The 26,530-nt window shown below is 72.3% G+C and carries 24 protein-coding genes; 9 read left to right on the forward strand and 15 right to left on the reverse strand.

Annotated elements, in window-relative coordinates; genetic code table 11:
- Window position 1: 1 nt before the first annotated feature.
- The 3 genes from FB559_RS13855 to FB559_RS13865 all read right to left on the reverse strand — a co-directional run bounded on the left by FB559_RS13855 (window position 2) and on the right by FB559_RS13865 (window position 2,371).
- Window positions 2-739: an ABC transporter ATP-binding protein gene (locus FB559_RS13855; RefSeq protein ID WP_425455063.1), complete on the reverse strand. Its 738-nt coding sequence runs from the start codon at window positions 737-739 to the stop codon at window positions 2-4.
- Complete coding sequence (locus FB559_RS13860; protein ID WP_141955997.1) at window positions 736-1,263, reverse strand: PadR family transcriptional regulator; 528 nt, start codon at window positions 1,261-1,263, stop codon at window positions 736-738. Before FB559_RS13860 ends, FB559_RS13855 begins: the two co-directional genes overlap by 4 nt.
- Window positions 1,264-1,369: 106 nt before the next feature.
- The gene (locus FB559_RS13865; RefSeq protein WP_141955998.1) at window positions 1,370-2,371 is read right to left on the reverse strand and encodes a hypothetical protein; all 1,002 of its coding nucleotides are present in this window, start codon (window positions 2,369-2,371) and stop codon (window positions 1,370-1,372) included.
- A 401-nt stretch (window positions 2,372-2,772) separates the two neighbouring features.
- On the opposite strand from FB559_RS13865, the gene FB559_RS13870 reads away from it, so the two are divergent.
- Window positions 2,773-4,308: an AMP-binding protein gene (locus FB559_RS13870; RefSeq protein ID WP_141955999.1), complete on the forward strand. Its 1,536-nt coding sequence runs from the start codon at window positions 2,773-2,775 to the stop codon at window positions 4,306-4,308.
- Entirely contained in the window at window positions 4,305-5,075 is a 771-nt protein-coding gene (locus tag FB559_RS13875; protein ID WP_141956000.1) for a crotonase/enoyl-CoA hydratase family protein, read from the forward strand. The genes FB559_RS13870 and FB559_RS13875 overlap by 4 nt, the downstream gene beginning before the upstream one ends.
- Before the next feature lie 15 nt (window positions 5,076-5,090).
- Here the strand turns inward: FB559_RS13875 and FB559_RS13880 are convergent, their stop codons facing one another.
- The 5 genes from FB559_RS13880 to FB559_RS13900 are packed head-to-tail and all read right to left on the reverse strand — an operon-like array spanning window position 5,091 to window position 9,303.
- Window positions 5,091-6,515: a cytochrome P450 gene (locus FB559_RS13880; RefSeq protein WP_141956001.1), complete on the reverse strand. Its 1,425-nt coding sequence runs from the start codon at window positions 6,513-6,515 to the stop codon at window positions 5,091-5,093.
- Window positions 6,512-7,111: a GTP-binding protein gene (locus tag FB559_RS13885; RefSeq protein WP_141956002.1), complete on the reverse strand. Its 600-nt coding sequence runs from the start codon at window positions 7,109-7,111 to the stop codon at window positions 6,512-6,514. The genes FB559_RS13880 and FB559_RS13885 overlap by 4 nt, the downstream gene beginning before the upstream one ends.
- On the reverse strand, window positions 7,089-7,442 hold the full coding sequence (locus FB559_RS13890) for a DUF742 domain-containing protein (RefSeq protein WP_141956003.1): 354 nt from the start codon (window positions 7,440-7,442) through the stop codon (window positions 7,089-7,091). Before FB559_RS13890 ends, FB559_RS13885 begins: the two co-directional genes overlap by 23 nt.
- A complete protein-coding gene (locus tag FB559_RS13895) occupies window positions 7,439-7,852 on the reverse strand; it encodes a roadblock/LC7 domain-containing protein (RefSeq protein WP_141956004.1) in 414 nt (137 codons plus the stop codon). The genes FB559_RS13890 and FB559_RS13895 overlap by 4 nt, the downstream gene beginning before the upstream one ends.
- Window positions 7,849-9,303: an ATP-binding protein gene (locus FB559_RS13900; protein ID WP_141956005.1), complete on the reverse strand. Its 1,455-nt coding sequence runs from the start codon at window positions 9,301-9,303 to the stop codon at window positions 7,849-7,851. Before FB559_RS13900 ends, FB559_RS13895 begins: the two co-directional genes overlap by 4 nt.
- Window positions 9,304-9,600: 297 nt before the next feature.
- Between FB559_RS13900 and FB559_RS13905 the strand changes: the two genes are divergently transcribed.
- Together FB559_RS13905 and FB559_RS13910 are read left to right on the forward strand one after the other, a co-directional pair.
- On the forward strand, window positions 9,601-10,704 hold the full coding sequence (locus FB559_RS13905) for a PP2C family protein-serine/threonine phosphatase (RefSeq protein ID WP_141956006.1): 1,104 nt from the start codon (window positions 9,601-9,603) through the stop codon (window positions 10,702-10,704).
- Window positions 10,705-10,747: 43 nt separating this feature from the next.
- Window positions 10,748-11,656, forward strand: coding sequence for an SDR family oxidoreductase (locus FB559_RS13910; RefSeq protein ID WP_141956007.1), 909 nt, complete (start codon window positions 10,748-10,750; stop codon window positions 11,654-11,656).
- On the opposite strand, the gene FB559_RS13915 is transcribed toward FB559_RS13910, so the two are convergent.
- A complete protein-coding gene (locus FB559_RS13915; protein ID WP_141956008.1) occupies window positions 11,647-12,612 on the reverse strand; it encodes a helix-turn-helix transcriptional regulator in 966 nt (321 codons plus the stop codon). The genes FB559_RS13910 and FB559_RS13915 overlap by 10 nt on opposite strands.
- 46 nt (window positions 12,613-12,658) lie before the next feature.
- Here FB559_RS13915 and FB559_RS13920 point away from each other — a divergent pair, with 46 nt between their 5' ends.
- A complete protein-coding gene (locus FB559_RS13920; RefSeq protein ID WP_185792195.1) occupies window positions 12,659-13,942 on the forward strand; it encodes a CU044_5270 family protein in 1,284 nt (427 codons plus the stop codon).
- A 79-nt stretch (window positions 13,943-14,021) separates the two neighbouring features.
- Here the strand turns inward: FB559_RS13920 and FB559_RS13925 are convergent, their stop codons facing one another.
- Window positions 14,022-15,701 carry a PucR family transcriptional regulator gene (locus FB559_RS13925; RefSeq protein WP_141956010.1) on the reverse strand — a complete coding sequence of 560 codons (1,680 nt, stop codon included), beginning with the start codon at window positions 15,699-15,701 and terminating at the stop codon, window positions 14,022-14,024.
- Between the two features lie 285 nt (window positions 15,702-15,986).
- Here FB559_RS13925 and FB559_RS13930 point away from each other — a divergent pair, with 285 nt between their 5' ends.
- On the forward strand, window positions 15,987-18,746 hold the full coding sequence (locus FB559_RS13930) for a helix-turn-helix transcriptional regulator (protein WP_141956011.1): 2,760 nt from the start codon (window positions 15,987-15,989) through the stop codon (window positions 18,744-18,746).
- A 45-nt stretch (window positions 18,747-18,791) separates the two neighbouring features.
- Here the strand turns inward: FB559_RS13930 and FB559_RS13935 are convergent, their stop codons facing one another.
- Window positions 18,792-19,670 (reverse strand): LysR family transcriptional regulator, encoded by an 879-nt coding sequence (locus FB559_RS13935; protein WP_221640018.1) that lies wholly within the window; start codon window positions 19,668-19,670, stop codon window positions 18,792-18,794.
- 76 nt (window positions 19,671-19,746) lie between these two features.
- Between FB559_RS13935 and FB559_RS13940 the strand changes: the two genes are divergently transcribed.
- Window positions 19,747-20,508 carry a CTP synthase C-terminal region-related (seleno)protein gene (locus FB559_RS13940; RefSeq protein WP_141956013.1) on the forward strand — a complete coding sequence of 254 codons (762 nt, stop codon included), beginning with the start codon at window positions 19,747-19,749 and terminating at the stop codon, window positions 20,506-20,508.
- 25 nt (window positions 20,509-20,533) lie between these two features.
- Window positions 20,534-20,791: a hypothetical protein gene (locus FB559_RS13945; RefSeq protein ID WP_141956014.1), complete on the forward strand. Its 258-nt coding sequence runs from the start codon at window positions 20,534-20,536 to the stop codon at window positions 20,789-20,791.
- A 1-nt stretch (window position 20,792) separates the two neighbouring features.
- On the opposite strand, the gene FB559_RS13950 is transcribed toward FB559_RS13945, so the two are convergent.
- Window positions 20,793-21,440 (reverse strand): response regulator, encoded by a 648-nt coding sequence (locus FB559_RS13950; protein WP_141956015.1) that lies wholly within the window; start codon window positions 21,438-21,440, stop codon window positions 20,793-20,795.
- On the reverse strand, window positions 21,437-22,642 hold the full coding sequence (locus FB559_RS13955) for a sensor histidine kinase (protein WP_246121570.1): 1,206 nt from the start codon (window positions 22,640-22,642) through the stop codon (window positions 21,437-21,439). The genes FB559_RS13950 and FB559_RS13955 overlap by 4 nt, the downstream gene beginning before the upstream one ends.
- 133 nt (window positions 22,643-22,775) lie before the next feature.
- On the opposite strand from FB559_RS13955, the gene FB559_RS13960 reads away from it, so the two are divergent.
- Window positions 22,776-23,903, forward strand: a complete 1,128-nt coding sequence (locus FB559_RS13960; RefSeq protein WP_141956016.1) for an alpha/beta hydrolase family protein — start codon at window positions 22,776-22,778, stop codon at window positions 23,901-23,903.
- Window positions 23,904-23,953: 50 nt separating this feature from the next.
- On the opposite strand, the gene FB559_RS13965 is transcribed toward FB559_RS13960, so the two are convergent.
- Window positions 23,954-25,531 carry an outer membrane protein assembly factor BamB family protein gene (locus tag FB559_RS13965; RefSeq protein ID WP_141956017.1) on the reverse strand — a complete coding sequence of 526 codons (1,578 nt, stop codon included), beginning with the start codon at window positions 25,529-25,531 and terminating at the stop codon, window positions 23,954-23,956.
- Between the two features lie 138 nt (window positions 25,532-25,669).
- Complete coding sequence (locus FB559_RS13970; protein WP_141956018.1) at window positions 25,670-26,368, reverse strand: YrdB family protein; 699 nt, start codon at window positions 26,366-26,368, stop codon at window positions 25,670-25,672.
- Window positions 26,369-26,530 lie beyond the last annotated feature (162 nt).

Below are 26,530 nucleotides of genomic sequence, written 5' to 3' on the forward strand. Positions count from 1 at the left end.
CTCAGTCCTCCAGCCCGACGAAGGCGCCGAGCTGCCCGGTGCTGCCACCGGACAACCGGGTCTCGTCCACGAACGCACCGTCGCGCATGGAGATCATCCGGTCCACGGTGGCCGCGATACGCGCGTCGTGGGTGACGATGACCAGCGTCTGCCCGGACTCGTGCAGCCTGTCGAAGAGCTGGAGGACGTCCAGGGTGGCGGCACTGTCCAGGTTTCCGGTCGGCTCGTCGGCGAGAACGACCAGCGGTTCGTTGCTCAACGCCCGGGCGACCGCGACCCGCTGCCGCTGGCCACCGGAGAGCGCGGAGGGCAGGAAACGTGCCCGGTCGGCGAGCCCGACCTGTTCCAGCAGGTCCACGGCTCGCCGTCTGGCCGCCCGCGGCGAGCGTCCGGCCAGTAGCGCGGGGAGCTCGACGTTCTCGACGGCGGTGAGCTCCTCCATCAGGTGGAAGGCCTGGAAGACGAAGCCGACGTCGGTGCGCCGCATCCGCGCCAGGGCCTTCTCACCGATGTCGTCGATGCGGCGGCCGTTCAGCGACACCTCACCGGCCGAGGGCCGGTCCAGCCCCCCGAGCAGGTGCAGCAGTGTGGACTTCCCGCAGCCGCTGGGCCCCATCACCGCCACCGTCTCTCCCGCGCCGATGTCGAGATCGACGCCGTCGACGGCGCGTACCAAGCCGTCCCCCCTGCCGTACTCCTTTCGCAATCCGCGGACGCACAGCACTGCGGCGTTGCTCACGATCCACTCCTTCGGTGGGTCCAGTTCTGCTCACAGGCCTCGAGCCAGCGCAGATCCGCCTGAAGCCGGAGCACGATGCCCTCCAGCAACAGGGCCGCGTCCGAGCGGGCCGGCTCGGCCATGGCGGCGCGCTGGGCGTCACGCAGCCGGCGCAGCAACTCGCGGCGCTGCGTGTCGACGATGGTGAGCGGGTCGGCCAGCCCGGCCGCCGCCGCGGCGATCAACTTGAGATGGAACTCCGCGAGGTCGGGTCGTGGCCAGCGCACCTCGGCGATCCACTCGGCGACCCGCCGCTGGCCGTCGGGGGTGAGCGCGTACACCTTGCGATCCGACCGGTCGGCGCCGTCGGCGGACCTCTCGACCGCCAGCAGGCCGGCCTTCTCCAGCCGGGTCAGTGTGACGTAGACGTGCCCGGCGTTCATCGCGTCCCCGAGAGGGCCGAGCGCGTCGCGTAGCCGTGCGCGCAGCTGGTACCCGTGCGAGGGCTCCTTGGCCAGCATCGCCAGCACTACTTCCTGCTGCATGATCCTCCCAGCTAACCGTTAGCTGAATATAACGGTTAGCCCCCACGGAGCACCAGTCCGGCGAACAGGACCCGCACGGCGAGAACACACGAACCCCGTCGGCCCGTCAGCCGAACTTGATCTCGGAGATGCCCAGTTTCGCCAGGCCGACCGCGGCCAGCGCCGCCTCGCGTTCCCTGGCTCTGCCCTGGTAGATGAGGTCGATCTTCTCCTCGACGTTGGCCTTGCGCACGGCGACCGCGACCCAGGCGAAACCCGACCCGGGATGCTCCACGATCAGGTCCGCCTCGTCTCCCATGTGGGGAACCCTCGCCTCGTTCCCGCCGATGTCGATCTTGGTCTCCCGCAGGAACGCCCGGTGAGCCTCGTCGGCGTCGCTGGTCGGGCCGATCCCGTGGTCGAGCTCGACCACGATGCTCAGCCTTCCGACGTCGATCAGCGTCGCTCCGTCCGGGGCGGGGCGGGTGGCGTTCCACTGGCAGGTGTGCCGCATGACGTGCGTGTCGGCGTCGTCGTTGCGGCTGAACAGGTGGTCCACCTGCGCGCCTGGGAGCAGCCGGCGTGCCTTCGCGTCGAGCATCGTGCACGCGTCGGGCAGGCGTTTCGCGTGCGGGCGCAACGGCCAGACGTCGCTGGCCCAGGGCGGGTCGATGAGGATGAGAATGATCGCGGTCAGGGTGAGCACGGGCCCGGCGACCAGTCTGAGCAGGTTCCACTGGGGGTGGATTCCGGCGACCGGGTGCCGGATCTGGGCGCGCAGCTCGCCCAGGTCCCGTTCGTAGTCCAGGTCGGGGCGGAACCAGAACCGCATCGGCGCGGCGAGCTCGACCACGCGGCCGTCCCGCAGGTAGAGGACCGGCCACTCCATGAGGAGCCCACGGCGGATCTCGACCAGGCCGACTTCGGACAACGGCACGTCGATCCGTCCGATCGGTACCCGCCGCACGAGGATCCGGTCCGCACCGACGAACGTACGGCCACAGAGCACGAGCAGCGGCCGGCCCGCCAGGACCGCCGCGACGATGAGTACGGGTGTCAGCAGCCGGAGGCCGTAGCTCATCAGCGCCATGGCCGCGTACAGGCCGCTGACCGCCGCACCGGCCAGCACGGAGAGGAATATGACCCTCCTGACAGGCCGGGACACACGCAGGATCATCCTGTTCGCGGCTTCCGACATCTGATTCTCCCGGGCACGTACCTCCGGCGCATGGCCATCGCGGACCGGCTCTCGCCGGCCCCCACGGCGCTCTCACCTGCTGTTTCTACAGCTCACGTACCCCGGAAGCGATCCGGAGACCCTGGTTCGGCAACAGAGGTGATCACCGGGGCTCCACAAATGGCGAAATTCAATCCCGGGCGCCCGAATCGGTCACCGCCCCTTTGTCCGCGGTGATCAACCGGTTAATTTGGCGAGATCGGACAACTTCCGTCAAGAGGTGGGAGGCGCCGTGTCACGCGTGACGCGTGGGCGATATATGTGAGATCGACCCGACGCCTGAGGAGGGCTTGATGCTGACCGTCGACATGGTGAGGGCCGGGGCACGCCGGCACCGGGACCGCGTCGCGATCCGGTACCGGGACCAGTCGCTGACGTTCCGCCAGGTCGACGAGCTGGCCAATCGCCTGGCGAACGCCCTGATAGGAAGCGGTGTCGAGGCAGGTGAGCGCGTCGGCCTCCTGATCGGCAACGGGCCGTGGACGGTCCCCCTGGACTTCGCCTGTCTCAAGGCGCGGGCGTGCCGCGTGCCGCTGAACGCGCGGCTGTCCGCGGACGAGCACGCGCGGATGCTGGCCGATGCCGGAGTGCGCACCCTGGTCTACGAGTCGGCCCTCGCCGGGCGTGCGGCCGAGCTCGCCGAGCGGCTCGACGGTCTACGCGCGATCGGGCTCGGCGGCGCGCGCACCGGCGACCCCGACCTGCTGGAGCGGGCGCGTTCGGCGTCGGTGGCCGACCCCCGGCTGCCCGCGCGGCCCGACGACGTGATCCTCGCCCTGTACACCTCCGGCACGACCGGAACGCTCAAGGCGGCCCAGCACACCCAGGCGAGCTACGCCGCGATCGTGTCCAACATCCTGACCAACCTGCTCAGCCCGGGCCGCGACGACGTGATGCTGCACGCCGCGCCGCTGATCCATGCGAGCGGCACGTTCGTGCTGCCGTTCTGGCTACGCGGCGCGCAGGCCGCGGTGCTCGACGGCTTCGACCCGGAGACCTATCTCGCGGCGATCTCCCGTTACGGCGTGACGCACGCGAACCTCGTGCCGACCATGCTGCAGATGCTCCTGGCGACCGGTGGCGCACGTGAACGGCCCGGCCGCCTGCGTTCGGTGATCTACGGGGCCTCGCCGATGCCGCGCCCGGTGATCGAGAAGGCCATGCGGGCCTGGGGCCCGATCTTCACCCAGTACTACGGCCAGACCGAGGCGCCACTGTGCCTGTCGGTCCTGGCGGCCGAGGACCACGTCGGCCCGGACGCGCCGCTGGGCTCGTGCGGGCAGCCGTCCGTGGACGCGGAGATCCGGCTGGTCGACGAGCGCGGGGCCGAGGTCGCACCCGGGCAGCCCGGCGAGGTGACGGTGCGCGCGCCGTTCGCGATGGCGGGGTACCTGGACGCGCCCGAGCTGAACGCCGCCACGTTCCTGGGCGACGGCTGGCTGCGCACCCGCGACGTCGCGCGCATGGACGAGCGGGGTTTCCTCTACCTCGTCGACCGCACCTCGGACATGATCGTGAGCGGGGCGTACAACGTCTACCCGCGCGAGGTCGAGGACGCGCTGCACACACATCCGGCGGTGGCGGAGTGCGCCGTGGTCGGCGCCCCGGACGAACGCTGGGTGGAGGCCGTCGTCGCCTTCGTGGTCCGCCGGCCCGGGGCCGCGGTGACCGGGACCGAGCTGGCCGAGCACGTACGCGTCCGGCTCGCGGGCTACAAGGTCCCCAAACGGGTGGAGTTCGTGCCGGCGATCCCCAAGAGCGGGGTGGGCAAGATCCTGCGCCGGGAGCTGCGCGATCCGCTCTGGGCCGGCGCGGGGCGTGCCCGATGATCCGCGTCGAGCGAGCGGGGCCGATAACCACCGTCGTGATCGACCGGCCCGAGGTGCGCAACGCCGTCGACCCCGAGCACGCGGCCCGGCTGCACGAGGCGTTCACCGCCTTCGACGCGGACCCCGAGGCGCGCGTCGCCGTGCTGTACGGCGAGGGTGGGACGTTCTGCGCCGGTGCCGACCTGAAGGCGGTCTCCGCCGGCGGGTTCGACGTCGCCCCGCCGGATGAGTCCGACCTCGGCCCGATGGGCCCGACGCGGCTGCGGCTGTCCAAACCGGTGGTCGCCGCCGTGGCCGGTCACGCGGTGGCGGGGGGCCTGGAGCTGGCGCTCTGGTGTGACCTGCGCGTCGCCGAGGAGGACGCGGTGTTCGGGGTCTTCTGCCGGCGGTGGGGCGTACCCCTGGTCGACGGCGGGACCGTACGCCTGCCGCGCCTCATCGGCCTGAGCCCGGCCATGGACATGATCCTGACCGGCCGTCCGGTCGGTGCCGAGGAGGCGGCGCGGCTCGGGCTGGCCAACCGGGTCGTGCCATCCGGCCAGGCGCGGCGTGAGGCGGAGGAGCTGGCCGCCGAGATCGCCAGGTTCCCCCAGCTGTGCATGCGGCATGACCGGCTGTCGGCGCTCGAGCAGGACGGCCTGTCCCTCACGGCGGCGATGGACAACGAATGGCGGCATGGCGAGGTCGCACTGGACACCGAGGCGCAGAGTGGCGCGGCGCGGTTCGCGAAGGGCGGCGGGCGGCACGGCGACTTCGACGTGATCTGAGCCGGCCCCTGAAGCTCAGGGCCGGCGGAGCCGCCTTAGCACCGAGTCGCGCCACTGCCTGTACCTGTTCTTGCGCACCGGCCGGGCCCGCGCCGCCGACAGCACGGCGGCCAGGCCGTCCGCCCGCTCGGCACCACGTTGCGGTGGCATCCTCAGATCGGGCCGGGTGTCGGTGTCGGGCCTGTCACGCCAGGCGTCCCCCGCCATCCGCCCGGTCACCGGCGGGAAGTTGACGGGCAACGCCGTCAGCGCGCGGTGGAACGGACCCGGCCGCCACTTCAGCAGGCGGACCGGTACGGCGAGCTCCATCTCGGGCAGAGCGTCCAGGACCTTCTCGATCGCGACCGAGGTGATGAGCCGCGCCTGTCCCTGTGCGGGACAGGTGTGCGCGCCGGCGCTCCAGGCGAGGTGGGCGCGGTTGCCCTCCCGGTGCTCGGCGGTCAGCATCGGGTCGGTGTTCGCGGCGGCGAGGCTGATGACGACCGGCTGGTCCTTGGGCAGCACCACGCCTTCGTACTCCACGTCGTGCGTGGGGTAGGTCATCGCGAAGTTGGCCAGCGGCGGGTCGGTCCACAGGACCTCGTCGATCGCGTCCTCGACCTGCAGGTTGCCGCCCGACAGGTCGCCGCCGAACCGGTCGTCGGACAGCAGCAGCCGCAGGCCGTTCACGATGAGGTTCTGCGTGGGCTCGGTGCCGGCGCCGAGGAGGGTGAGGATCTGGTGCATCATCTCCTCGTCCGTGAGCCGTACGGGGTGCTCCGCGAGCCACGACGTCACGTCGTGCCCGGGATCCCTGCGCTTGAGCTGGACCAGGTCCAGGACGGCCGCCCGCATGATCTCGTTCGACTGCTTGGCGTTGACCGTGTCGAAGATGCCGCTCATGCCCATGACGAGGCTGTCGCCGAGGTCCGGCGGGCAACCGAAGAGCTCGTTGAAGACCAGCAGCGGCAGGACCCTGGCGTAGTCGGCGACCAGGTCGGCCGCGCCCTTGCCGGCGAACCGGGCGATGAGCGTGTCGGCGCTGGCCTCGACATAGCCGCGCAGCGCGAACAGGTCCACACGGGCGAGGCTGTCGGTCACCGCCATCCGCAGCCGGCTGTGCGCGGAGCCATCGGCGTGCCGGCAGTTCGGCCGGTACATCATCATCGGCAGCACCGGGCAGTCCGCGGCCACGGTGCGCTGCCACCCCCGCGGGTCCTTGGGGAAGGTGTTCGGGTCGCGCAGCACGCCGAGGGCGGCCGCGTACCCGGTGACGAGCGTGGCGGGCACGCCAGGGGACAGCTCGACCGGAGCGAGCGGCCCGTGCTCACGCAGCCGTGCGTAGGCGCCGGCCGGGTCGATGGCGAGCTCCGGCCCGTACAACGGGAAACGGTCCCCGTGGGCCGGACAGCCCGCCGGTGGTTCGGACGGCGGTGCCGTCTCGGTGTGGTCGGCGGTCACGCGTGCTCCTGGTCGTGGCTGTCGATGAGGTACTCCACGAGCGCGATCAGCGCACGGGTGGCGGAGCCACGATCACGCGCGTCACAGGTGATGAGAGGAGTGGTCGGGAGCAGGTCGAGAGCCTCGCGCAACTCCTCCTCGGGGAAGACCGGCGCGTCGTCGAACTGGTTGATGGCCACCGCGTAGCGCAGTCCGCGCTCCTCCAGCAGCGTCATCACGTCGAAGGACTCCTCGATGCGCCGGGTGTCGGCGAGCACCAGCGCGCCGAGGGCACCGCGCGCCAGGTCGTGCCACAGCGGGGTGAAGCGCTCCTGCCCCGGCGCGCCGAACAGGTACAGCACCATGTCGTCGCTGAGGGTCAGCCGGCCGAAGTCCATCGCGACGGTGGTCGTGGTCTTGGCCGGCACTCCGGCCAGGTCGTCCACGCTCTCCCCGGCCTGCGTCATGAGTTCCTCGGTGCGCAGCGGACGGATCTCCGACAGCGCACCGACCAGAGTGGTCTTCCCTACCGCGAAGTGCCCGACGATCAGGAGTTTTACCGATGTGCGTACGGTGTCCCGCAGGTACATCTGGTCAGAGGCGAGCGCGAAGCCCATCCAGCACCTCCCGGAGCAGCCGATTCTCGGATTGATCGGCCTCGGAAACGGACGCGCGGGTCACGATGTGCCCGCTGTCCACGAGATCGGACAGCAGCACCTTCACGATGCCGACGGGCAGCGACAGATGCGCGGCCACCTCGGCGACGGACAGGGCGCCGCCCCGGCACAGCTCCATCACCCGGCGTTTCTCCGGGTTCAGCCCGGTGACCGTCGTACGGCTGGCGCTCACGAGAGTGACCAGATCGAAGATGTTGCGAGTCGGATGGGCACGGCCTCCGGTGACGACGTGAGGCCGTACGAGCGCGCGTTCCGGCCGCTTCGGGCTCACCGCACGCCACCCAGACCGGTACGGGGCGGGGTGCTGAGCTCCTTGCCCAGCCGCTGGACGAGCTCCTGCAGCCGGAAGGACACCGCCTCCATGTCGACGTTCTCGGTGGCCGACACGGCCAGGTACGCGCCCGGCCCGGCGGCGACGAGGAAGACGTATCCGTCGTCGAACTCGCTCACGGTCTGCCGCCACGTGGTCCGCGGGTCACCGCAGAACTCGGCCGTGCTGCGGGCGAGCGACTGCAGTCCGGACATCCCGGCGGCGTGCCGCTCGGCGTCGTCCACGCTGATCCGCTCGGAGTGGGCCATGAGCAGTCCGTCGGCGGACAGCAGGATGGCGTGCCGCGTCTCTGGCATCTTCAGGGCATCGTCGAGCATCCAGCCGAGCTTGTTGGTCACGGCATCGTTCATGCCTGCGATTTCCCTTCGGATTCGGTCGGGACGGTGGCACGGCCGGATCGGGTACCCCGCTGCCAGGCTCCGAGGTCGCCGGCGGTCTGCCGGGCCGACCTGCCCGCCTCGCCGGCCTGGGCCGCCGGGTACTGCTGGTCGAACTCGGTGTTCGAGGCCGCCGGGGACGAGGATGCCGGGGACGAGGATGCCGCCGGCGGCGTGGCCGGCTCGGAGCGGACCGCGGGCTGCGGCTGACCGGCCTCCGCCGAGACGCGGCGGCGTCGCGGCAGCCCTCCGGCGGTCAGTGGCGGCTTCTTCCCCGCACTGGCTGCCGCGGGTTCGGCGGGTTCCGTGGACGGCTCCGCGGGCGGGCGTGCGGTCTCGGCGCGGTCGGCCTTGGGCCGCTCGGTCTTGGCGCGCTCGGCCTTGGCACGCTCGCTCTTGGCGCGGTCCGCCTTGGCGCGGTCGTCCGCTCGCGTCAGCAGTGCGGAGGGCAGGAAGACCACGGCCCGCACTCCGCCGTACGGCGAGCGCGAGTCCACCGACACGCTGAAGCCGTACCGCGCCGCGAGCACGCCGATGACGGCGAAGCCGACCTGCGGCGGGTCGCCCAGCCGGTTGATGTCCACCTCGTCCTGCCCGCCGAGGAGGCGCTCGGCGCGCTTCAGCTCCTCGGCGTTCATCGCGACGCCCGCGTCGTCGATGACGATGGCCATCCCGTTGTGCCCCGGCTGGAAGTTGACCTCGACCGGGGTGTTCGGCTGCGAGTGCCGCGCCGCGTTGTCGAGCAGCTCAGCGACCGCGAGGACGACGGGTTCCACCGCGCGGCTGACGACGGCGTCGCTGACCTGGGAGTGGAGCTGGACGCGCAGGTAGTCCCGGATCCGTGACGTCCCGCCGCGTACGACGTCGGTGAGCGGTGAGGCCGAACGCTGCAGGCCCGGCCAGGACCCGCAGAGCACGGCGCTGACCTGTGCCCGCCGGCCGAGCTGGGCGTTCATGTGGTCGATCTTGAGGAGACCCTCGAGCACGTCGGGGTCGTCGTGGCGGAGCTGCATTCGCGAGATCGCGAGCTGCTGCTCGTTGGCCAGGCTCTGGACGCCGCGCATCATGGACTTCAGCGTGGCCTTGGCCGACTCGTCGGCGCGGATCTTGGCCCGGCCGGCGGACTCGCCGAACATCTCCGTGACCTTTTCCAGGTGGCGCCCGTAGGGGAACTCGTTCAGCCGTGGCTGGAGCGGACCGGGCACGTCGACCGGACGTCCGTACAGCGATTCGACCAGGACGGGGAGGCGCGTCGTGACCAGATGCGCCAGCTCGTCGTCACGGAGTCTCTGGCCGCCTTCGAGTGTGGCGACCCGGCTGCGCAGGCGGGCGGTGATCCGCCGCTGCCGCAACAGCATGACCAGGACGGCGAATGCGGCCACGGCCAGGCAACAGACCGCCACCGCCAAGATTATTTGCTCCATCAGATCCTCGCGGGGGGTGGGATTGATAGGACGGCTGTCAGGTCACGTGCCAGGTGATGGACCCGGCGGCCCGGTGGCAGGCCGCGCATGCCCACTCTCGGTCAGCTGATCGGAACGGAAAGTACGGAGGTGATACATCCGCGTGATCCTACGACGCCTGCGGACGACATAGGGCGTATCCGTCGCAGATGGATCAGGCCGAGATCAGCGGCATTCTGGACCTACCGGGCTCGGCCTGCGGAAACGGCCGGGCCACCCATGGCGGTCCACGGCGGCCCAGGCGGGTAGGTAGACCCAATGCAGCAACGGGAGCCGCTCTCCCGCCCTCCGTGGCGACAGGGCCAAGCGCTGTGGCTGATCCCGGTCGTGGTCCTCATCGCGTCGATCATGGTCGCCGACAGCCTCCTGCCGGACAGCGTGCACCTCGGGCCGCTCCTGGCCGTGACGCCCGCCATCGCGGCGCTGTTCGCGGGCCCTCGCATGACGGCCGCGATCGGGATCCTCGCCCTGCTGGCGCTGGTCCTCGCCGGCCGCCTGCGCGGTGGGCTGGCCACGCTCAACCGCGAGGTGCAGATCGTCTCACTCGTGGCGATCACGGTCTTCGTGGTGGTCTTCTGCCTCCTGCGCGAGCGTGGCCAGCGCCAGCTCGCGCAGGTGCGGTCGGTCGCGGAGGCCGCGCAGCGGGTCGTGCTCCGCCCGGTACCGCCCCGGATCGGCCCGCTACGGCTCGCGTCGGTGTACCTCGCCGCGGCGGCCGGGGCCGGCATCGGCGGCGACCTGTACGCCGCCGCGCGCATCGACCGCTCCACCCGCCTGCTGATCGGCGACGTACGCGGAAAGGGGCTGGCGGCCATCAGCGACGCCGCCGTACTGCTCTGTGCCTTCCGCGAGGCGGCGCACCGGCGCAGCGGCCTGCCCGGTCTCGCCCGCCGTCTCGAGGCCAGCATGGCCCGCGAGGCCGCAGAGTGGGCTCAGACCGAGCAGGACGCCGCGGAGTTCTTCGTCACCGCCGCCCTGGCCGAGGTCCCCGACGACGAACCGGTGGTGCACCTGGTCTCCTGCGGGCATCCGCCGCCGCTGTTGCTGCGCGACGGCCAGGTGCTCACCCTGCAGGTCGCCGCCCCCGCACCGCCACTGGGCATGGGCGAGGTCGCCACCGCCGGCCACGTCATGGAGACCTTCCCGTTCGCGACCGGCGACCGGCTCGTCCTCTACACCGACGGGGTGATCGAGGCGCGCGACCGGTCCGGCGCCTTCTACCCGCTCGCCGAGCGGCTGCCGGCCTGGAGGGGCTCGGACCCCGACGCGCTCGTCCGCTGGATCCGCGACGACCTGCTCGCCCACGTCGGTGGCCGCCTGCCCGACGACGCCGCGATCGTGGCGGTCGAACGCCAGGCGTAAAGGCTGACACAAGGTGTCACCCATCCTTGCGAGCATCGAAGCCATGAGCGAGGAGACGAAGGTCGCATTGGTGGCGGGGGCGACGCGTGGCGCGGGCCGTGGCATCGCCGTGGAGCTGGGCGCCACGGGAGCCACGGTGTACGTCACCGGGCGCAGCACACGGGAGCGGCGCTCGGAGATGGACCGGCCGGAAACGATCGAGGAGACCGCCGAGATGGTCACCGCCGCCGGCGGCCGTGGCATCCCGGTGCGGGTCGACCACCTCGAACCCGAGCAGGTCGAGGCGCTGGTCGAGCGGATCGACCGGGAGCAGGGACGGCTCGACGTGCTCGTCAACGACATCTGGGGCGGCGAGCTCCTGTTCAGCTGGACCGACCGGCTGTGGGAGCACTCTCTGGAGACGGGCCTGCGCATCCTGCGGCTGGCGATCGACACCCACATCATCACCAGCCACTACGCGCTCCCGCTCCTGATCAGGCGGCCGGGCGGGCTGGTGGTCGAGGTGACCGACGGCACCGCGGACTACAACGCGGGCAAATACCGCGTCTCCTTCTTCTACGACCTCGCCAAGACGTCGGTCACGCGCATGGCGTTCGCGCAGGCCGAGGAGCTGGCCCCGTTCGGCGGGACCGCGGTCTCCCTGACGCCGGGCTGGCTCCGCTCGGAGATCATGCTGGACAACTTCGGCGTCACCGAGGCCGACTGGCGCGACGCCCTGGCGGCACAACCGCACTTCGCCATCTCCGAGACGCCCTTCTACACGGGCCGCGCGGTGGTGGCGCTGGCCGGCGACCCGGAGGTGAGCCGCTGGAACGGCCGATCGCTGTCCAGCGGAGGGCTCGCCCAGGAGTACGGCTTCACCGATGTCGACGGCAGCCGGCCCGACGCCTGGCGCTATGTGGTCGAGGTCCAGGACGCCGGCCGTCCCGCCGACGTGACCGGTTACCGCTGATACAGCGCCGCGAGGCGGATGGCCGACTCGGCCATTCGCTCCCGCAGCTCCGGCGGGCCGAGGACCTCCACCTCCGGGCCGAGCCGCAGCAGCACGGCGAAGCCGATCGTCAGTGACTCGACGGGCAGGCGGGTGACCACCCAGCCTTCCGCGTCGGGCTCGCCGGCCGCCTCGCGCGCCCGGCGGAGCGCCGGTGGCTCGACGGCGGTCCACAGCGTGTGCATGCCCGCCGGGCTCAGCCGTACGGTGACCTCCTCGGTGAACAGCGACTCGACGAACCGCGTCGTACGGTCCGCCCAGAACGCCGGCAGGTCGAACTCCTCGTCCCGCTCGAACGTCGCGCCGGTGGGCTCGGCGGCCAGGATCCGGTCCACCCGGTAGGTCCGGTGGTCGCCGCCGACCCGGCCCACGAGGTACCAGGTGCCCGCCTTGAGCACGAGGCCGTACGGCTCGGCGGTCCGCGAGACCTCCCGGTCCTTCCGGTACCGCAGCTCGATCACCTGGTCCGCCCAGATCGCGCGGGCCAGCTCGGTCAGCAGCGGCGGCGGGTCGGCCTTCGCGAACCAGCCGGGCACGTCGAGATGGAACCGCCGGCCCGTACGCGCCGAGGCGTCCCGCAGCGACGGCGGCAGCGCGGCGAGCACCTTGAGCCGTGCGGCGGCCACCTCGTCGGCCAGGCCGAGCTGCCCCGCGGGCCCCGGCAGCCCGGTCAGGAACAGCGCCTCCGCCTCGGGCCTGCTCAGCCCGGTCAGGCCCGTACGGTAGCCGCCGACCAGCCGGTATCCGCCCCGGCGGCCGTGGTCGGCGTAGACGGGTATCCCCGCCGCCGACAGCGCCACCACGTCGCGGTAGACGGTCCGCTCGGACACCTCGAGCTCGCGCGCCAGCTCGCCGGCGGTCATCGTCCCGCGCGACTGCAGCAACAGGATCAGGGAGATCAGCCGGGACGCCCGCACCCGCCCATCATCAAGGGATGGGAACCGAATGCGCCAGAAAGCGGCCGTGACGCGAATCGCCCGCGAAACCGGCACCGAAGTGACGGACGCCGAGATCATCCGGCGTTCGGCGCGAGAACCGGAACTGTTCGCCGAGATCTTCGATCGTTACTACGCCGAGATTTACGGTTACGTCGCGCGGCGGCTCGGGCCGGGCCTCGCGGACGATGTGGCGGCGGAGACCTTTCTCATCGCCTTCGACCGGCGGGACCGGTACGACGTGGCGCACCCATTCGCCCGGCCCTGGCTGTACGGAATCGCCTCCAACCTCGTCTCCCGCCACCACCGGGCCGAGACCCGCAAGTACAAAGCGCTCGCTCGGGTCGGCGTCGACGAGGCCACCGACGGGCATGTGGATCAGATCGAGGGACGTGTGGACGCCGAGTCCACCCGAGGACTGCCGGCGGCGGCGCTCCCCGCCAAAGACCGGGACGTGCTTTTGCTCGTCGCCTGGGCCGGGTTGAGCGGCGAGGAGGCGGGGCGGCCGCGCCCGGTGCTGCCCGGCATCCCCGCCGGGCCGGTCGCCAACGCGGAGCAGGCGCTGGACCGGGCCGCCGCGGCCGCCGACGCCCGCACGTTCACTCCACCCCGGCCCGATCAGTGGATCTACACCGAGCTCCGCATCCGCACGTCCGCCAAGCCGGCCGGTGGGGTGACCGGCGGCCCGTACAAGACCTACGTCCGGCGCCACTGGGAGCGGGGTGACGGTAAGAAGAGCGCGGAGATCGTGAGCGGTCGGGTGAGGGTCTTCGACGAGTTCGGCAGGACGAGTCCGCCGGAGGACTATCCGTCGCTGGCGGCGCTTCCTACCGACCCTCACGCGCTGCTCCGGTGGGTCTACGCGCAGAACGACTCCGGCCCCGGTGCTGTCGGCGGTAAGGGCCGCGGCGCGACGCCGGTCTCGCAGAGGCAGTACGAGATGGCCTTCCAGACCTTGAACGTGGTCCTCAGGGAGAACCTCCTGCCTCCGCGGACGGAAGCGGCGATCTTCCGGACCATGAAGACGATCCCGGGCGTGACCCTGGTGGACAACGCCGCAGACGCCGCCGGCCGACCGGCCATCGCGCTCGGCCGGACGACCGAGGGCCGGCTCCACGAGGAGGTACTGCTCGACCCGAAGTCCTACGCCTACCTGGGGGAAAGAGCCATCTCGATCAAGGGCCACACGTTCCGGGGGGTCGGCGACAACCCCACGGCGATGCCCGAGTACGTGAAGAAAGGCATCCTGCAGAACCTGACGGTGCGCACCGCCGCCGGGATCGTCAGCGAACCGGGACAGCGCACCTCCTGACCGCTCTTCGCCCGCCGCCGCGATCTTGCGGACCAGCGCAGTCCCGGAACTCGCCCTGGGGTGATCGGTTCCTGCCCCGTCAACGACGGTCGGCGCGCAGCGCGAGAAGGGTGTTCCAGGCGCGGGAGGCCAGCTGGAGGTTGAAGTAGGTGTCCGGGTCGCCCAGGTCGTGTCCTGAGATCTCCCTGATCCGCCGCAGCCGGTACTTGAGCGTGCTGCGGTGGATCGCGAGCGCGGAGGTGGCCGCCTCGTAGCTGCGGCCGCACTCGAGGTAGCGGCTCAGGGTGTCGACCAGCCCCGAGCCCTTCGCCGCGTCGTAGTCGAGCAGGTCGCCGAGCCACTCACGGACGAACTGCTCGACGGTGCCGGGCTCTCCCACGTCGGCCAGCAGCCGGTACACGCCGAGCCGGTCGAACTCCGTCGCCTGGTGGTCACCCGTGACGGCGGTCTGGAGACGCAGCGCGAGCCGTGCCTCGTGGTAGGAACGTGGCAGGTCCAGCGGCCGGTCGTACGCACCGCCGACGCCCACCCGGCACAGGCCACCCCCCAGCTCGCGGCGTACCGCCGTGCAGAACCGCGACCAGGGCCGGTCGGCGTCGGAGAGCACGACGACCTCGCGGCCACGCACGGCGAACAGCGTGCCGATCCCGGTCTCGCGCACGGCGTTTCCCACGGCGCGGCCGAACCCGTCGTGGCCGGGCCCCATCACGACCACGATCCGGTGCGGACGCCGCAGGTCGTACCCGAGCGCGTCGGCGCGTGCCAGCATGGTCTCCTCGGCGGCACCGGAGAGCAGTTCCTCGACCAGGTCGCGGCCGAGGCGAAGCTCGGCCTCGGCGAGATTGTGCAGGTGGGCGAGCTCCAGGGCGAGGACGGTCGCGGCATGCCCGAGCGCGAGCTGTTCCGGGCGGCCCGCCGACTCGCCCGGGTCGATGAGGGCGAGCACGCCGAGGATGTCCTCCCGCGGGCCCGCCGGAACGACGAGCCGTCCATGCCCGCGGATCGGCCCGGGCTCGTGCGACATCTCGTTCAGCATCTTCTCCCGTGACTCCCACGGCTCCTTGGGATAGGGCTCCGGGCGGCCGGGGCCCGCCCACGCCCGCAGGTTCCCGTACCGGTCCTCGATCGCGATGGGATAGCCGGTGAGCTCGTGCATCGCCGCCGCGATGCCCTCGGGCCCCGCACCGGCCACCGCGACACGCGTGAGCCGTTCGTGGACGTCGCTGCTGAACTCCAGCTCGGCGACCGTCTCGGACAGCGCCACGTTGGCGGCACGCAACCGCTCGGCGTCCGCCCGCTGACAGGCCCGCTGGCGCGCGCCGGCGATCGCGATGCCCGCCTGCTGCGCCAGCACCCGCAGCAGGAACTGCTCGGAGGACGGTGGTTCACCGTCCGCGCTGGCCACCAGATAACCCAGATGGCCATCAAGGCTCCGCAGCGGAAACGCCCAGGCCCAGACCTGACCGAGCACCGCGACCGGTCCCCCGGCCACGCTCAGCACCGCGAACTGCGCTTCGAGGTCGTTACGGGCGTCGGCCGCCGCGTGACCCCCCTGTACCGCCTGCCAGCCGGTGTCGCCGAGATGAACGCCCTCGAGCCGGCAGCACCCGAGCGAGGGCACGGCCGTCGCCGCGAGATCGAGGATGTGGGCCTGGTCGTCGCTCTCGCCCATCACCATCGACAGCGCGAGCAGCGACCTCATGCCGGACAGTTGGTCCCGCAGGGCCGGATCGGGCGGCGACTCCGGGATAATCGGCATCGGGGCGGGCGTGGTCCTCCCGTACGCCGCGCGGACGGCCGCCGTCTCCGTGGCCGCAGACCCAAAAAACCGCGATGACCAGCCATTTCCCCCCTCTTACCAGCATACGTACCCAGATCTGAGGGCTAGGGCTCACAGGACCAGATCCGGCGATCGACTCCGCCCCGCAGGACACCCGCGTACGGCCCTGCTGTCCGCCCGGACAGGGCACGGACCGCCGGAGAGCGCGCTTTTGGCCCCGTGGTGACCTGTTCCGGCAGGCGGAGGCGCCGGACGCTTGGGGGCATGACCGCAATCGTGCCGCGCCCCGGCGAACCAGCCCCGGCGGCGAGGGCGATGCGCGGCCGTGAGCGTGAATGGGACACCGTGCTCGGCCTGCTGAAGGCGGCGGAGACCGGGCGGCCGCGTGTCCTGCTGGTCGAGGGAGAGCAGGGCACGGGGAAGAGCCTGCTGATCGAGGAGGCCGCACGAGCGGCGGCCGCCCGTGGCCTGACACTCGTGTCCGGCCGGGCGCGGGAACTCAGCCTGACACCGGCCGAGCCGCTCCTGTCCGCCCTCGGAGAACCGCCACCGGCCGATGCGTCCCAGCGGCCGTGGATCGTCGAGAGGATGGGTTCGAACCTGGAGAGGCGGGCCGGCGCCGGGCCGGTGCTGGTGTGCCTGGACGATCTCCACTGGGCCGACCACGCGACGCTCGCCGCGGTGCAGGCCCTGTCAGGAGGGCTCGGCCGCCACCCGGTCGCCTGGCTGCTGACCCGTCGCGTGACCGGACGCGGTGATGTGGCCGGACGCCTGTTCGACCTGATGGAACACGATGGCGCGGAGCGCTGTCCCCTGGGCCCTCTGGGCGATGACGCGCTGATCGAGATCGCCATCGACATGCTCGGGGCCATGCCCGATCCCGGCCTGGTCGCGCTCGCGGCCGGCGCGGGCGGCAACCCGTACCTGCTCACCGAACTCCTGGCCGGCCTTCGCGACGAAGGTGCGGTCAGGATCTCCGGCGGCCGCGCGCGCCTCTCCTCCGCGCGGCTGCCGGAACGAGTCCGCGCCGGCGTGGATCACCGGCTCGACGGACTCAGCCCCAGGGCGCGCCACCTGCTGACAGTGAGCGCCGTCCTGGGGCGTTCCTTCGCACCACAGGACGCCGCCGACGTCCTGGGCGTGCCGCCGGCCACGATCGTGCCCGGCCTGGACGAGGCCCTGGCGGCGGGGGTACTCGCCGACACGCCGGACGCGATCCACTTCCGGCACGAGCTGATCTGGCGGGTGATCGTCGGCTCGGTGCCCGCGCCCGTACGCCAGGCGCTGCACCGGCAGATCGGCGAGCTGCTGATCACCCGGCAGGACGCGATCGCCTCGGCCGTCTCCCATCTCGTGCACGGCGTCCGTGCGGGCGACGGCCGCGCCCTGGCCCGGCTGGACCAGGTGATCGCGGCGGTCCTGCCGAGGTCGCCGCCGAGCGCGGCGAAGCTGGCGATGCACGCTCTGGAGCTCACCGGAGCGGCCGAGCCCGACCGCACGGAGCGTACGCTCACCGCGGTACGGGCTCTGAGCGCTGCCGGACGCACGGACGAGGCCGCCCGCCTCGCGCGTGCCGCCTTCTCCCGGCCGATGCCGGCGCTGTCCTGCGCGCGGCTGCGCTGTCTGCTCTCGGAGATCCTCTACCTGCGGGGAGACCTGGAGGAGGCGGCCGAGGAGGCGTCGGAGGCGCTGGCGGAGCCGTGCCTGCCCGGCGGGCTCCGCGACGACGCCGAGCTGGCACTCCTGGCCTCTCGTACGGGCATCGGCGCGGGGGTACGTGACCGGGCTGAGGCGATCGTCTCGACCGCCGATGATCACGGCGACGCCCTGGTCACGGGGGCCTTCGTCGCCCTCGCGCTGGCCGCGTGGGAGGCGGGCCGGCTGGGAAAGGGCCTGGCGCTCGCCGGGGAGGCCGTACGCCACGCGGTCTCGGCGGAGGCACGGCGCGTTCGTCCGCGGCTGGTCCTCGCGATGCTGCTCACCGACGCGCAGCGGCACGGCGCGGCCCGTTCGGTGCTGGCGAGCGCGGGGGACGACCTGCTCGGGCACCCGGCGTGGGCCGGGGCGCCCGCCATCCTGAGTGCCCGCGCGCACCTGGCGGCGGGCCGTTTCCGCGACGCGGCCACCGAGGCCGAGGCCGGTCTGGCGGCCGGCAGCGGACCGGGGCCACAACTGCTCGCCTCGTCCGGGTCGTCGGTACTGGCCGCCGCGACGCTGCGGACCGGGGACGTGAACGCCGCGCATCAGATCGCGGACGGGACCGAGAGGCGCGCGTCGGCCTATGCGCAGGCGGGGTTCGCGCTGGTGGCGGCCCAGGTCAACGAGGCGCGTGAGGGCGCGCGGAGCCTGGCGGAGACGTTCGGCCCGTTGTGCGCGGAGGTGCTGCGGCACCGCTGGACACTGGTCGCCGACCCGGCCGCCGCGGCATGGCTCGTCCGCACCGCACGTGCCCTGGGCGACCGGCCGTCGGCCGAGAGGACGGTCGCCGCGGTGGAGCTCCTCGCCAAGGACAATCCGGACTTTCCGGCGGCCCACGCCGCCGCGGCGCACGCTCGTGGCCTGCTGGACGGCTCACCGGGATCGCTGGAACACGCCGCCGGCGCCCACACCGGCCCCTGGCCGCGCGCTTCGGCCACCGAGGATCTGGCGCTGCTGCTCGTCACGTACGGGGACGCCGGCGCGCGGCGGCGTACGGTCGCCACCTTCGACGCCGCCCTCGCGGCCTACGAGGCGATGGGCGCCACCCGCGACGCGGCACGGGTACGGCGGCGGCTGCGGCGCCTGGGCGTGCGCCGCCGGCACTGGACGCACACGGACCGGCCCGTGTCGGGCTGGGCCAGCCTTACCGACACCGAACGCGCCGTGTCCGAGCTGGTCGCCCAGGGGCTGACCAACCGGCAGGTGGCCGACCAGCTGTTCATGAGCGCGCATACGGTCGCGTTCCACCTGCGCCATGTCTTCCGCAAGCTGGAGATCGGCTCACGCGTGGAGCTGACCCGCCTCATCCTGCAGCGGAGTGCGTGATCACGGAGCCCGCCCGTCGTCGCGTGCTGCCTGCTCGAAGCCTGGTCAAGCGGTGAGGGCGGCGGCGAGCAGGGCGGCGGGGCCGTCGAGAAGGCCGCGGTGCAGGAGTTCGGTGCGGTGGGTCAGGCGCGGCGCGATGATCGGCACCGCGACCCCGGACGAGACGCCGTGGAGCGCGGACTCCGGCAGTAGCGCGAGCCCATGCCCGGCCGTGGCGAGGGCGATCAGGCCACGGACGTCGGTGCCCTCGTAGCGCAGACACGGCCGGTAGCCCTCGATCCCGGTCGCGGCGCGCAGCCGGTCCAGGGGCATCGCGGTCTCGGGTGCGTCGATCCAGCGTGCGTCCGCCAGGTCGGCCAGGCCCAGCCCGGCCCTGCCCGTAAGCGGGTGCCCGGTGGGAAGGAGCACCACGAGTGGCTCCACGGCCACCGCGTGGGTCGTCAGCGGCCCGGCGTCAGGCAGGCGGAGCGGGTCGGTCGGGGCCGCGACGCCGTCCACCAGGCCGAGGTCGAGCGTGCCGTCGGCGACCTGCCTGACGACGGACTCGCGCTCCAGGACCCGCACGGTCACCGAGGCGAGCGGCCGTGCCGCGCGAACGTCGGCGAGCTTCGCGGCGAGTACGGGCGCCGCCGGCGCGGAGGTGCCCACGGCAAGGCGGGCGGTGGGCACCTCCGCGAGGCGGGTGACGTCGGCGCGCGCGGCGGCGAGGCGCAGCAGCAGTGGTTCGGCGTGTTCGAGCAGGCGGGCACCGGCCTCGGTGGGAGTGACCGGCCGGCGGTGCAGCAGGGGCGTCCGCAGGTCGGCTTCGAGCGCGGCGATGTGCTGGGAGACGGCCGACTGGGTGTAGCCCAGCTCATCGGCCGCGGCGGAGAACGAGGCGCACCGGGCCACCGCCACGAACGTACGGAGCAGATGCGGGTCCACGCCCATAAGTATCGCTAATACAAGTGCCAGGAATCATCGTTGGACCTGAACTCGGCGGCCGCATGAGGATGCCTCCATGAACTCCTTCGCGCCCCGCGTCGCCCTGGTCGGCGACCGCTCACCGAACGTCCGCGCCCACACGCGGATTCCGGCGCTGCTCACCGCGCTCGCGGAACGTGAGCGTCTGGTCCTCGACGCCTACTGGATCCCGACCGAGGAGGCCGAGGGGTCCGAGGAGTCCCTGGCCGGGTTCGACGCGATCTGGCTGGTGCCGGGAAGTCCGTACCGGAGCGAGGCCGGGGCACTCACGGCGGCGCGTACCGCACGCGAGCGGGGGATCCCGTTTCTCGGGACCTGCGGCGGTTTCCAGCACGCCCTTCTGGAGTACGCGAGGAACGTGTGCGGGCTCACCTCGGCCGGGCACGCGGAGACCGGGTCCGGCGCCGGCGACCCGCTGATCGTGCCGCTCGCGTGCTCGCTGGCCGGGCACGAGGGCACCGTGCGGGTGACGGCGGGATCACTCGCCGAACAGGCCCTGGGCGCGGAGCGCACCGTCGAGCGCTACCACTGCTCGTACGGCCTGAGCCCGGCGTTCCTCGGCGTTCTGCGTGAGCACGGGCTGCGCTTCACCGGCGTGGACGAGAACGGAGAGGTACGCATCGCCGAGCTGCCCGGTCACCCGTTCTTCCTCGTCACGCTCTTCCAGCCCGAGCTCGCCGGAGACGGCGACCGTGCCCACCCCGTCATCAAGGCCCTCGCCGGTGCCGCGCGGGCGACGCGTCGCCCGCAGGTGGCCGAGACCTCGTCCGTGCCGTGGACAAGGCGACTATCGTCGTGAGTTCTCCCCTGAAAGGCCTTCACCGATGATGCTGCGTCTCGCCGGACTCGTCATAGCCGGTACCGGGGCGGCCCACTTCGCCGCTCCTGAGCTCTTCAACCCGATCACCAAGGCCGCGTTCCCCGAGAACACCCGTGAGTGGACCTACGGCGTCGGCGCCGTCGAGGTCGCCCTTGGTCTGGCGGTGACCAGCAAGAAGACCCGTCTCCTGGGGCTGGCGGGCACCGCCGGGTACGCCTACTGGCTGACCAGCCGGGTCCGCGCGGGCCGCGCCGAGGGCTGACTCACCGCAGGCCGGCCTCGTGCACCAGGATGGCCGCCTGCACGCGGTTGACCAGGCCGAGCTTGGCCAGCGCCCGGCTGACGTGCGCCTTGACCGTGGCCTCGCGCATCGAGAGCTCCCGGCCGATCTCGGCGTTCGACAGGCCGCGGGCGACCGCGCGTACGACCTGTCCCTCGCGTTCGGTCAGGGCGGTCAGGCGCTCGCACGCCACCTCGGCACCGGACGGGCCCTTCTCGGCGAACGAGCTGATCAGCCGCCGGGTGACGGTCGGCGCGAGCATGGCGTTGCCCGCCGCGACCGTGCGTACGGCGGCGGCCAGGTCACGCGGCGGGGTGTCCTTGAGCAGGAACCCGACCGCACCCGCGCGCAGCGCCCGGTGCACGTGCTCGTCCAGGTCGAACGTGGTCAGCATGATCACCTTCGGCGGATCGGGTAGCCGCGTGACGCGCTCGGCGGCGGTCAGGCCGTCGAGGCCGGGCATCCGCACGTCCATCAGCACGACGTCGGCTCGTAGCCGCTCGACGGCACCGACCGCCTCGGCGCCGTCCCTGGCCTCGCCCACCACGACGATGTCGCCGGCCGCCTCCAGGATCAGCCGCAGCCCGGCGCGTACGAGCGCCTCGTCGTCGACGATCAGTACCCGGATCACCCCGGCCCTCCCGCCGGCAGCCTGGCGACCATGCCGAAGCCGCCGTCCGGCTCCCGGCGTGCCTCGAACTCGCCGCCGAGCAGGCCGACGCGCTCCCGCAGTCCGCTCAGGCCGAGTCCGGCTCCGGGAAGCGGATCGGCCGGAGGCGGGGCCGGGCCGTTGCGCACCGCCACCTCGAACCCCGCCGGCAGATAACGCAGGACGACATCGGTGGACGCGTCACCTGCGTGCTTGTGCACGTTGGTCAGGCCCTCCTGCACGATCCGGTACGCGGTCCGCTCGACGAGCTCGGGCAGCGGACGCGTCTCACCCTCGTCGCGGCGGGTGACGCGGATGCCCAGGCCACGGGTCTGGTCGAGGAGCCGGTCCAGGTCGGCGAGGGTCGGCTGCGGAGTGGTCGCGTCGCCGCCGGAGCGAAGGACGCCCAGCACGCCACGGAGATCACCGAGCGCCTCCCGCCCGATCCCGCGGATCAGCGCGGCCGCCTCGGCGGTGCCTTCGTCGTGGGTACCCACCTCCAGCGCGCCCGCGTGCAGCACCATCAGCGACACGCGATGGGCGACGACGTCGTGCATCTCCCGCGCGATCCGCGTGCGTTCCTGCGCGCGTGCCTGCTCGGTGCGGGCCCGGTGCTCACGCTCCAGCCGCTCGGCGCGGTCCCGTAGCGCCGCGAGGGCCTGCCGGCGCGCGTTCACCCAGAGCCCCGTCGCCAGCGGCAACGCCACCAGTACGGCGAACAGAACCGCGATGTTGGGAAACGTCCCGGTGGTGATGTAGCGGACGCCGCCGATCGCCGCGCTCACCCCGACCGAGACCCCGGCCACCGCGAGCGCCGCCAGACCGAACACCGGCACGTACGCGCGCCGCAGCGTCGTCCCCGCGTAGTAGGACGCGACGATCGGGACGGGCCAGAGCGCCAGCCACACCCAGCCCGCCGCGGCGAACGCGAACACGGGCCACCGGCGGCGCCGGGCGAGACCGGCCGCGACGCCGGACGCCGCGCAGAACACCAGGACCAGCGGATGGATCCAGGCGGCCTTTCCCCCGTCTGCCAGCGGGAAGAGCATGCCGAGGTAACTCTCGCCGGAGGCCGTCGACGCCAGGCAGACGACGACGCCGAGCATCCAGGGCACGGCCCGGTCGACCACGCGACCGGCCCGCCTCAGCGTCGGTCCGATCGGCACCGCCTGGCCATGCTCCACGGGCCCGAGCGTACGGGGCGCGGGCGACGGGCGGCCACGACGATCGTCGCCGCCCACACCGACGAAAGTCGCAGCCCGCCGATCGCCCACCGGCCGAGGCGTCCTCCCGCCGGCCACCGGAAGAGTGCGTGCCATGCGAACCCTCATCCTTGGTGGTCTGCTGGCCACGACCATCACGCTGGCAGGCGCGGTTTCGTCCGCGCCGCCGGCCGCCGCGCGGAGCCTCCCGTACGCCGCGCTGCGGCTGCCCCGGCCCACCGGGTCACATCCGGTGGGCGCGGCGACGCTGAGCCTGGCCGACCGCTCACGCACCGATCCGTGGGTCCCGGCGTCGGGCGCACGGCGGCTCATGGTCTCCCTCCGGTATCCGGCACGCGCCGCCGCCGGGAGGCACGCGCCGTACATGACGCCGCAGGAGTCGGCCCTCCTGCTCGAGGGGCAGCGCGTGACGGACGTGCCGCCGGACGTGTTGAGCGGCACCCGTACCGACGCGTTCGCCGCCGCCCCACCTCTCCGTGGCCGGCACCCGCTGGTCGTGCTGTCCCCCGGCTTCTCCCTGCCGCGCTCGTCGCTCACCTCCCTGGCCGAGGACCTGGCGAGCCGGGGCTACGTCGTCGCCGTGATCGACCACACGTACGAGACCTTCGGCACGACGTTCCCTGACGGCCACACCACGACATGCGTCGCGTGTGAGCAGCGGCAGACGCCGGAACTGGCGCGGAAGGTGGTCGGGGGACGGGTCGCCGACGTGTCGTTCGTCCTCGACCGGCTGCTCGGCTCGCGGACCTGGAACGGGCTCATCGACCCGTCGCGCATCGGCATGGCGGGGCACTCCATCGGCGGGGACGGCACGGCCGCGGCCATGGGGGCCGACGCTCGCATCCGCGCCGGCATCAACATGGACGGTGCCATCAACACGCCCATCTCGGGTCTGTCGCGCCCGTTCCTGCTGATGGGAACCGTGGCGGCGCACGCCCCGGACTCCACCGTGGACCCGTCCTGGAACAAGGAGTGGCCACACCTGACCGGCTGGAGGCGCTGGGTCACCGTGGCCGGCACCCAGCACTCGTCGTTCACCGATCTCCACCCGCTCGCCGACCAGCTCGGCCTGGACTTCGGCACCGACATCTCCGGGGTCAGGGCCGTACAGATCACCCGGGCCTACGTGGGCGCCTTCTTCGACCTGCACCTCCGGCACCGGCCCGCGTCCCTCCTCGACGGGCCGTCCGGTGGCTATCCGGAGGTGGGTTTCTGGAACTGACCGGGGACGGCGCCGCGCCGTCCCCGGTCCGGTCCCGGTCCCGGTGCCGGTCAGCGTCCGAAGACCATGAGCGCCGAGCCCCGGTCGTTCGGGTACGGGGTGAAGGCGTAGCCGGCCTGGGTGTAGAGCAGGCCGTGGGAGACGACCGCGCCACCGCCGCCGGACAGCGCGCCGCCACGACCCGGCAGGCCGTTGACGCCCTGGACGTCACGCATCGTGTCGTAGCTCCACAGGATCTTGCCGGTGCTCGCGGAGTAGGCGCGCATCTTGCCGTCCATGCCGCCCTCCCAGACGAGACCGGGCGTGGTGGTCACCGCCGGCGTGAAGCCGCGCTGGCAGATGTCCGGGTACGCGGCGGCGCCTCCCGTGGTGCACCCGTCCGCCGGGCTCGGCGTCTGCCACAGCACGTGCCCGGTGGCCGGATCGAGGGCGAACAGCGTCCCCGGATTCGCCATGTACGTCGCGACGTACAGCCGGTGGCCGTCGTAGCTCGAACCCCACTGGATGCCGGACAGACCACCGTTCGGCATCGGCTCGGACAGCTGCCGTCGCCAGACCGCCTTGCCCGTACGTGCGTCGAGTACGTGGTAGACACCGACCTTCTGCCCGATGCCGACCAGACGCCGCCCACCCGCGGTGAACACGTTGGGCGCGGCACCGAGGTCGAAGTCCAGAGCGGTGCCGTCCGGCAGGTTGGGGCAGTACTTCTGGTCCTCCGGCTGGTCACTGCCGCACTCCGCGCGCCAGGTGTCGACGTCGGTCATCTTCCGCGTCCAGCGCGCCCGTCCGGTCGTGGTGTCGAGCGCCAGTACGGAATCGAAGTGGCCGCCGCTGCCGGTGTAGTTCTGCCCGGTGCCGACGTAGAGGGTGCGGGTGACCGGGTCGACGGCCGGGGTGCTCCACACGCCCCCTCCGGAGGGTGCGTACTTCGGCAGGCCGTTCGGCCAGGTCCCGTCCTGGCGGGGCTTCGGCACGGTGTAGTAACGCCAGGCCGGGAGCCCGGTGTCGGCGTCGAGCGCGTCGAGATGGCCGCGGAACGTACAGCACGCGTGGTCCTTGCCGATGACGTTCTCGCCGCTGGACACCCCGACGTAGACCCGGTCGCCGAAGACGAGCGGGGAGCTCGTGACGATGGCGCCGAGGGTGTCGTCGAGCCGCCGCACCCATTCCAGCCGCCCGGTGCGCTGGTCGAGCGCGTACAGGTAGCCGCGTACGTCGCCGAAGTAGACCTTCCCGCGCGCCACGGCCGGACCGTCCTGCACCTGCGTGCCGCCGGTACCCACCGAGGCGAGATCGAAGCTCCACCGCGCGGCGCCGGTACGCGCGTCGCGGGCGTACATCCGCCCGTCCGGACCGCCGAAGTACACGGTGCCACCGACGACGGCCGGCTGACTGCGCGGCGTCCCGGCCTGCTGCGGATACGCGAACGCCCACTTGAGCTTCAACCCGCCCACGTTGGCCGGGGTGATGTCGTGCTCGGCCGGGTTGAACCTGTCGCCCAGCCGGTCCCCCTGCCAGGTCGGCCAGTCACCGTTCGCCGTCCGCACGGCGGCCGCGGACGGCCCGGCCAGGGACAGCGCCGCCGCCATCGCCGCCGTGATCACTAATGTCGTCCCGCGTCCCCGCATGCCGATCTCTCCCTTCGATGCCCGCACCGTCTGGCGGGGCTCGTCAAGAGTGACGAAAACATCTCTGGCGGCGCATCGACCGGTGGGCCATACCGAATCAACCGAAAGGCGCGCTGACACCAGCCGATCGGAACCCCGTCAGGCCGAACGTCGCTCCCACCAGAGGTCGGCGTCACGGTCGAGCCTGCCGATGACCATGTTGGCCGCGGCGACGACGCCGAAAAGGACGGCCAGGGTGCGGTGCCCGAGCAGGTCAAGGCAGATCAACGCCACGAAGAAGACGAGCCCCTGGACGGCGGCGACACCGTACGGCGGGAGCTTCACCTGGGCCTTGGGCGAGGCGAAGATTCCCCAGACCACGGCGGCCACCAGGGGCGCCCCGATACCCAGCACGAGACTGAGGACGAGCCCGCCACCCGTAGCGGCCCCCCACCAGGCGAACACGGCCAGTGCCACGAGCTCGACGACGAAGGCGAGGATGTCGTTCACCAGCCGCAACGGCCCCGGAATTGTGAGATCACCCCCGGCCAGACGCTTCCAGCGCGGCAGCTCCGCGTAGATCGTCACGCCTACCAGCACCCAGACGAGCATGGCTACCGGCACAGGCCATGCCGCCCAAGCCGCGACCACGGCGGCGAGCAGCTGCAACACGCTGAGCCCGATCGTCACCTCTCCCGGAACCTCCACCACGACCGCGACCTTGTCACCAGGCGTCGCGAAGACCGTGGGCAGCCCGATGAGCAGCAGAAGCGCCGCCCCGGCAAGCACCGGCGAGTGCACAGCCAGCGCCCACGGCGTGGCCACCCAGGCAACGATCTCGGACGCGAACCGCAGCACGGCGGGAGGCTCGTAACGAGTCGCCGCCTCGGACGCGGGGTGCTCACTTGGGGAAGACAGCGGTCTCTCCGGTTCCGTGCGGGACATTCCAGGCACGCCACAGTGTGCCGCGCGACCGACCGCCTCGCCAGCACAGGTCGTCACGCGAAGAATTCTTCCCGG

This window comes from Actinoallomurus bryophytorum (assembly GCF_006716425.1).
Lineage (GTDB): Bacteria > Actinomycetota > Actinomycetes > Streptosporangiales > Streptosporangiaceae > Actinoallomurus > Actinoallomurus bryophytorum.

Excerpts from the sequence above, each read along its gene's own strand:
- FB559_RS13860 (WP_141955997.1), bottom strand. The coding sequence starts at position 1,263 with ATGCAGCAGGAAGTAGTGCTGGCGATGCTGGCCAAGGAGCCCTCGCAC.
- FB559_RS13870 (WP_141955999.1), top strand. The coding sequence starts at position 2,773 with ATGCTGACCGTCGACATGGTGAGGGCCGGGGCACGCCGGCACCGGGAC.
- FB559_RS13875 (WP_141956000.1), top strand. The coding sequence starts at position 4,305 with ATGATCCGCGTCGAGCGAGCGGGGCCGATAACCACCGTCGTGATCGAC.
- FB559_RS13885 (WP_141956002.1), bottom strand. The coding sequence starts at position 7,111 with ATGGGCTTCGCGCTCGCCTCTGACCAGATGTACCTGCGGGACACCGTA.
- FB559_RS13895 (WP_141956004.1), bottom strand. The coding sequence starts at position 7,852 with ATGAACGATGCCGTGACCAACAAGCTCGGCTGGATGCTCGACGATGCC.
- FB559_RS13900 (WP_141956005.1), bottom strand. The coding sequence starts at position 9,303 with ATGGAGCAAATAATCTTGGCGGTGGCGGTCTGTTGCCTGGCCGTGGCC.
- FB559_RS13905 (WP_141956006.1), top strand. The coding sequence starts at position 9,601 with ATGCAGCAACGGGAGCCGCTCTCCCGCCCTCCGTGGCGACAGGGCCAA.
- FB559_RS13910 (WP_141956007.1), top strand. The coding sequence starts at position 10,748 with ATGAGCGAGGAGACGAAGGTCGCATTGGTGGCGGGGGCGACGCGTGGC.
- FB559_RS13925 (WP_141956010.1), bottom strand. The coding sequence starts at position 15,701 with ATGCCGATTATCCCGGAGTCGCCGCCCGATCCGGCCCTGCGGGACCAA.
- FB559_RS13930 (WP_141956011.1), top strand. The coding sequence starts at position 15,987 with ATGACCGCAATCGTGCCGCGCCCCGGCGAACCAGCCCCGGCGGCGAGG.
- FB559_RS13940 (WP_141956013.1), top strand. The coding sequence starts at position 19,747 with ATGAACTCCTTCGCGCCCCGCGTCGCCCTGGTCGGCGACCGCTCACCG.
- FB559_RS13945 (WP_141956014.1), top strand. The coding sequence starts at position 20,534 with ATGATGCTGCGTCTCGCCGGACTCGTCATAGCCGGTACCGGGGCGGCC.
- FB559_RS13960 (WP_141956016.1), top strand. The coding sequence starts at position 22,776 with ATGCGAACCCTCATCCTTGGTGGTCTGCTGGCCACGACCATCACGCTG.
- FB559_RS13965 (WP_141956017.1), bottom strand. The coding sequence starts at position 25,531 with ATGCGGGGACGCGGGACGACATTAGTGATCACGGCGGCGATGGCGGCG.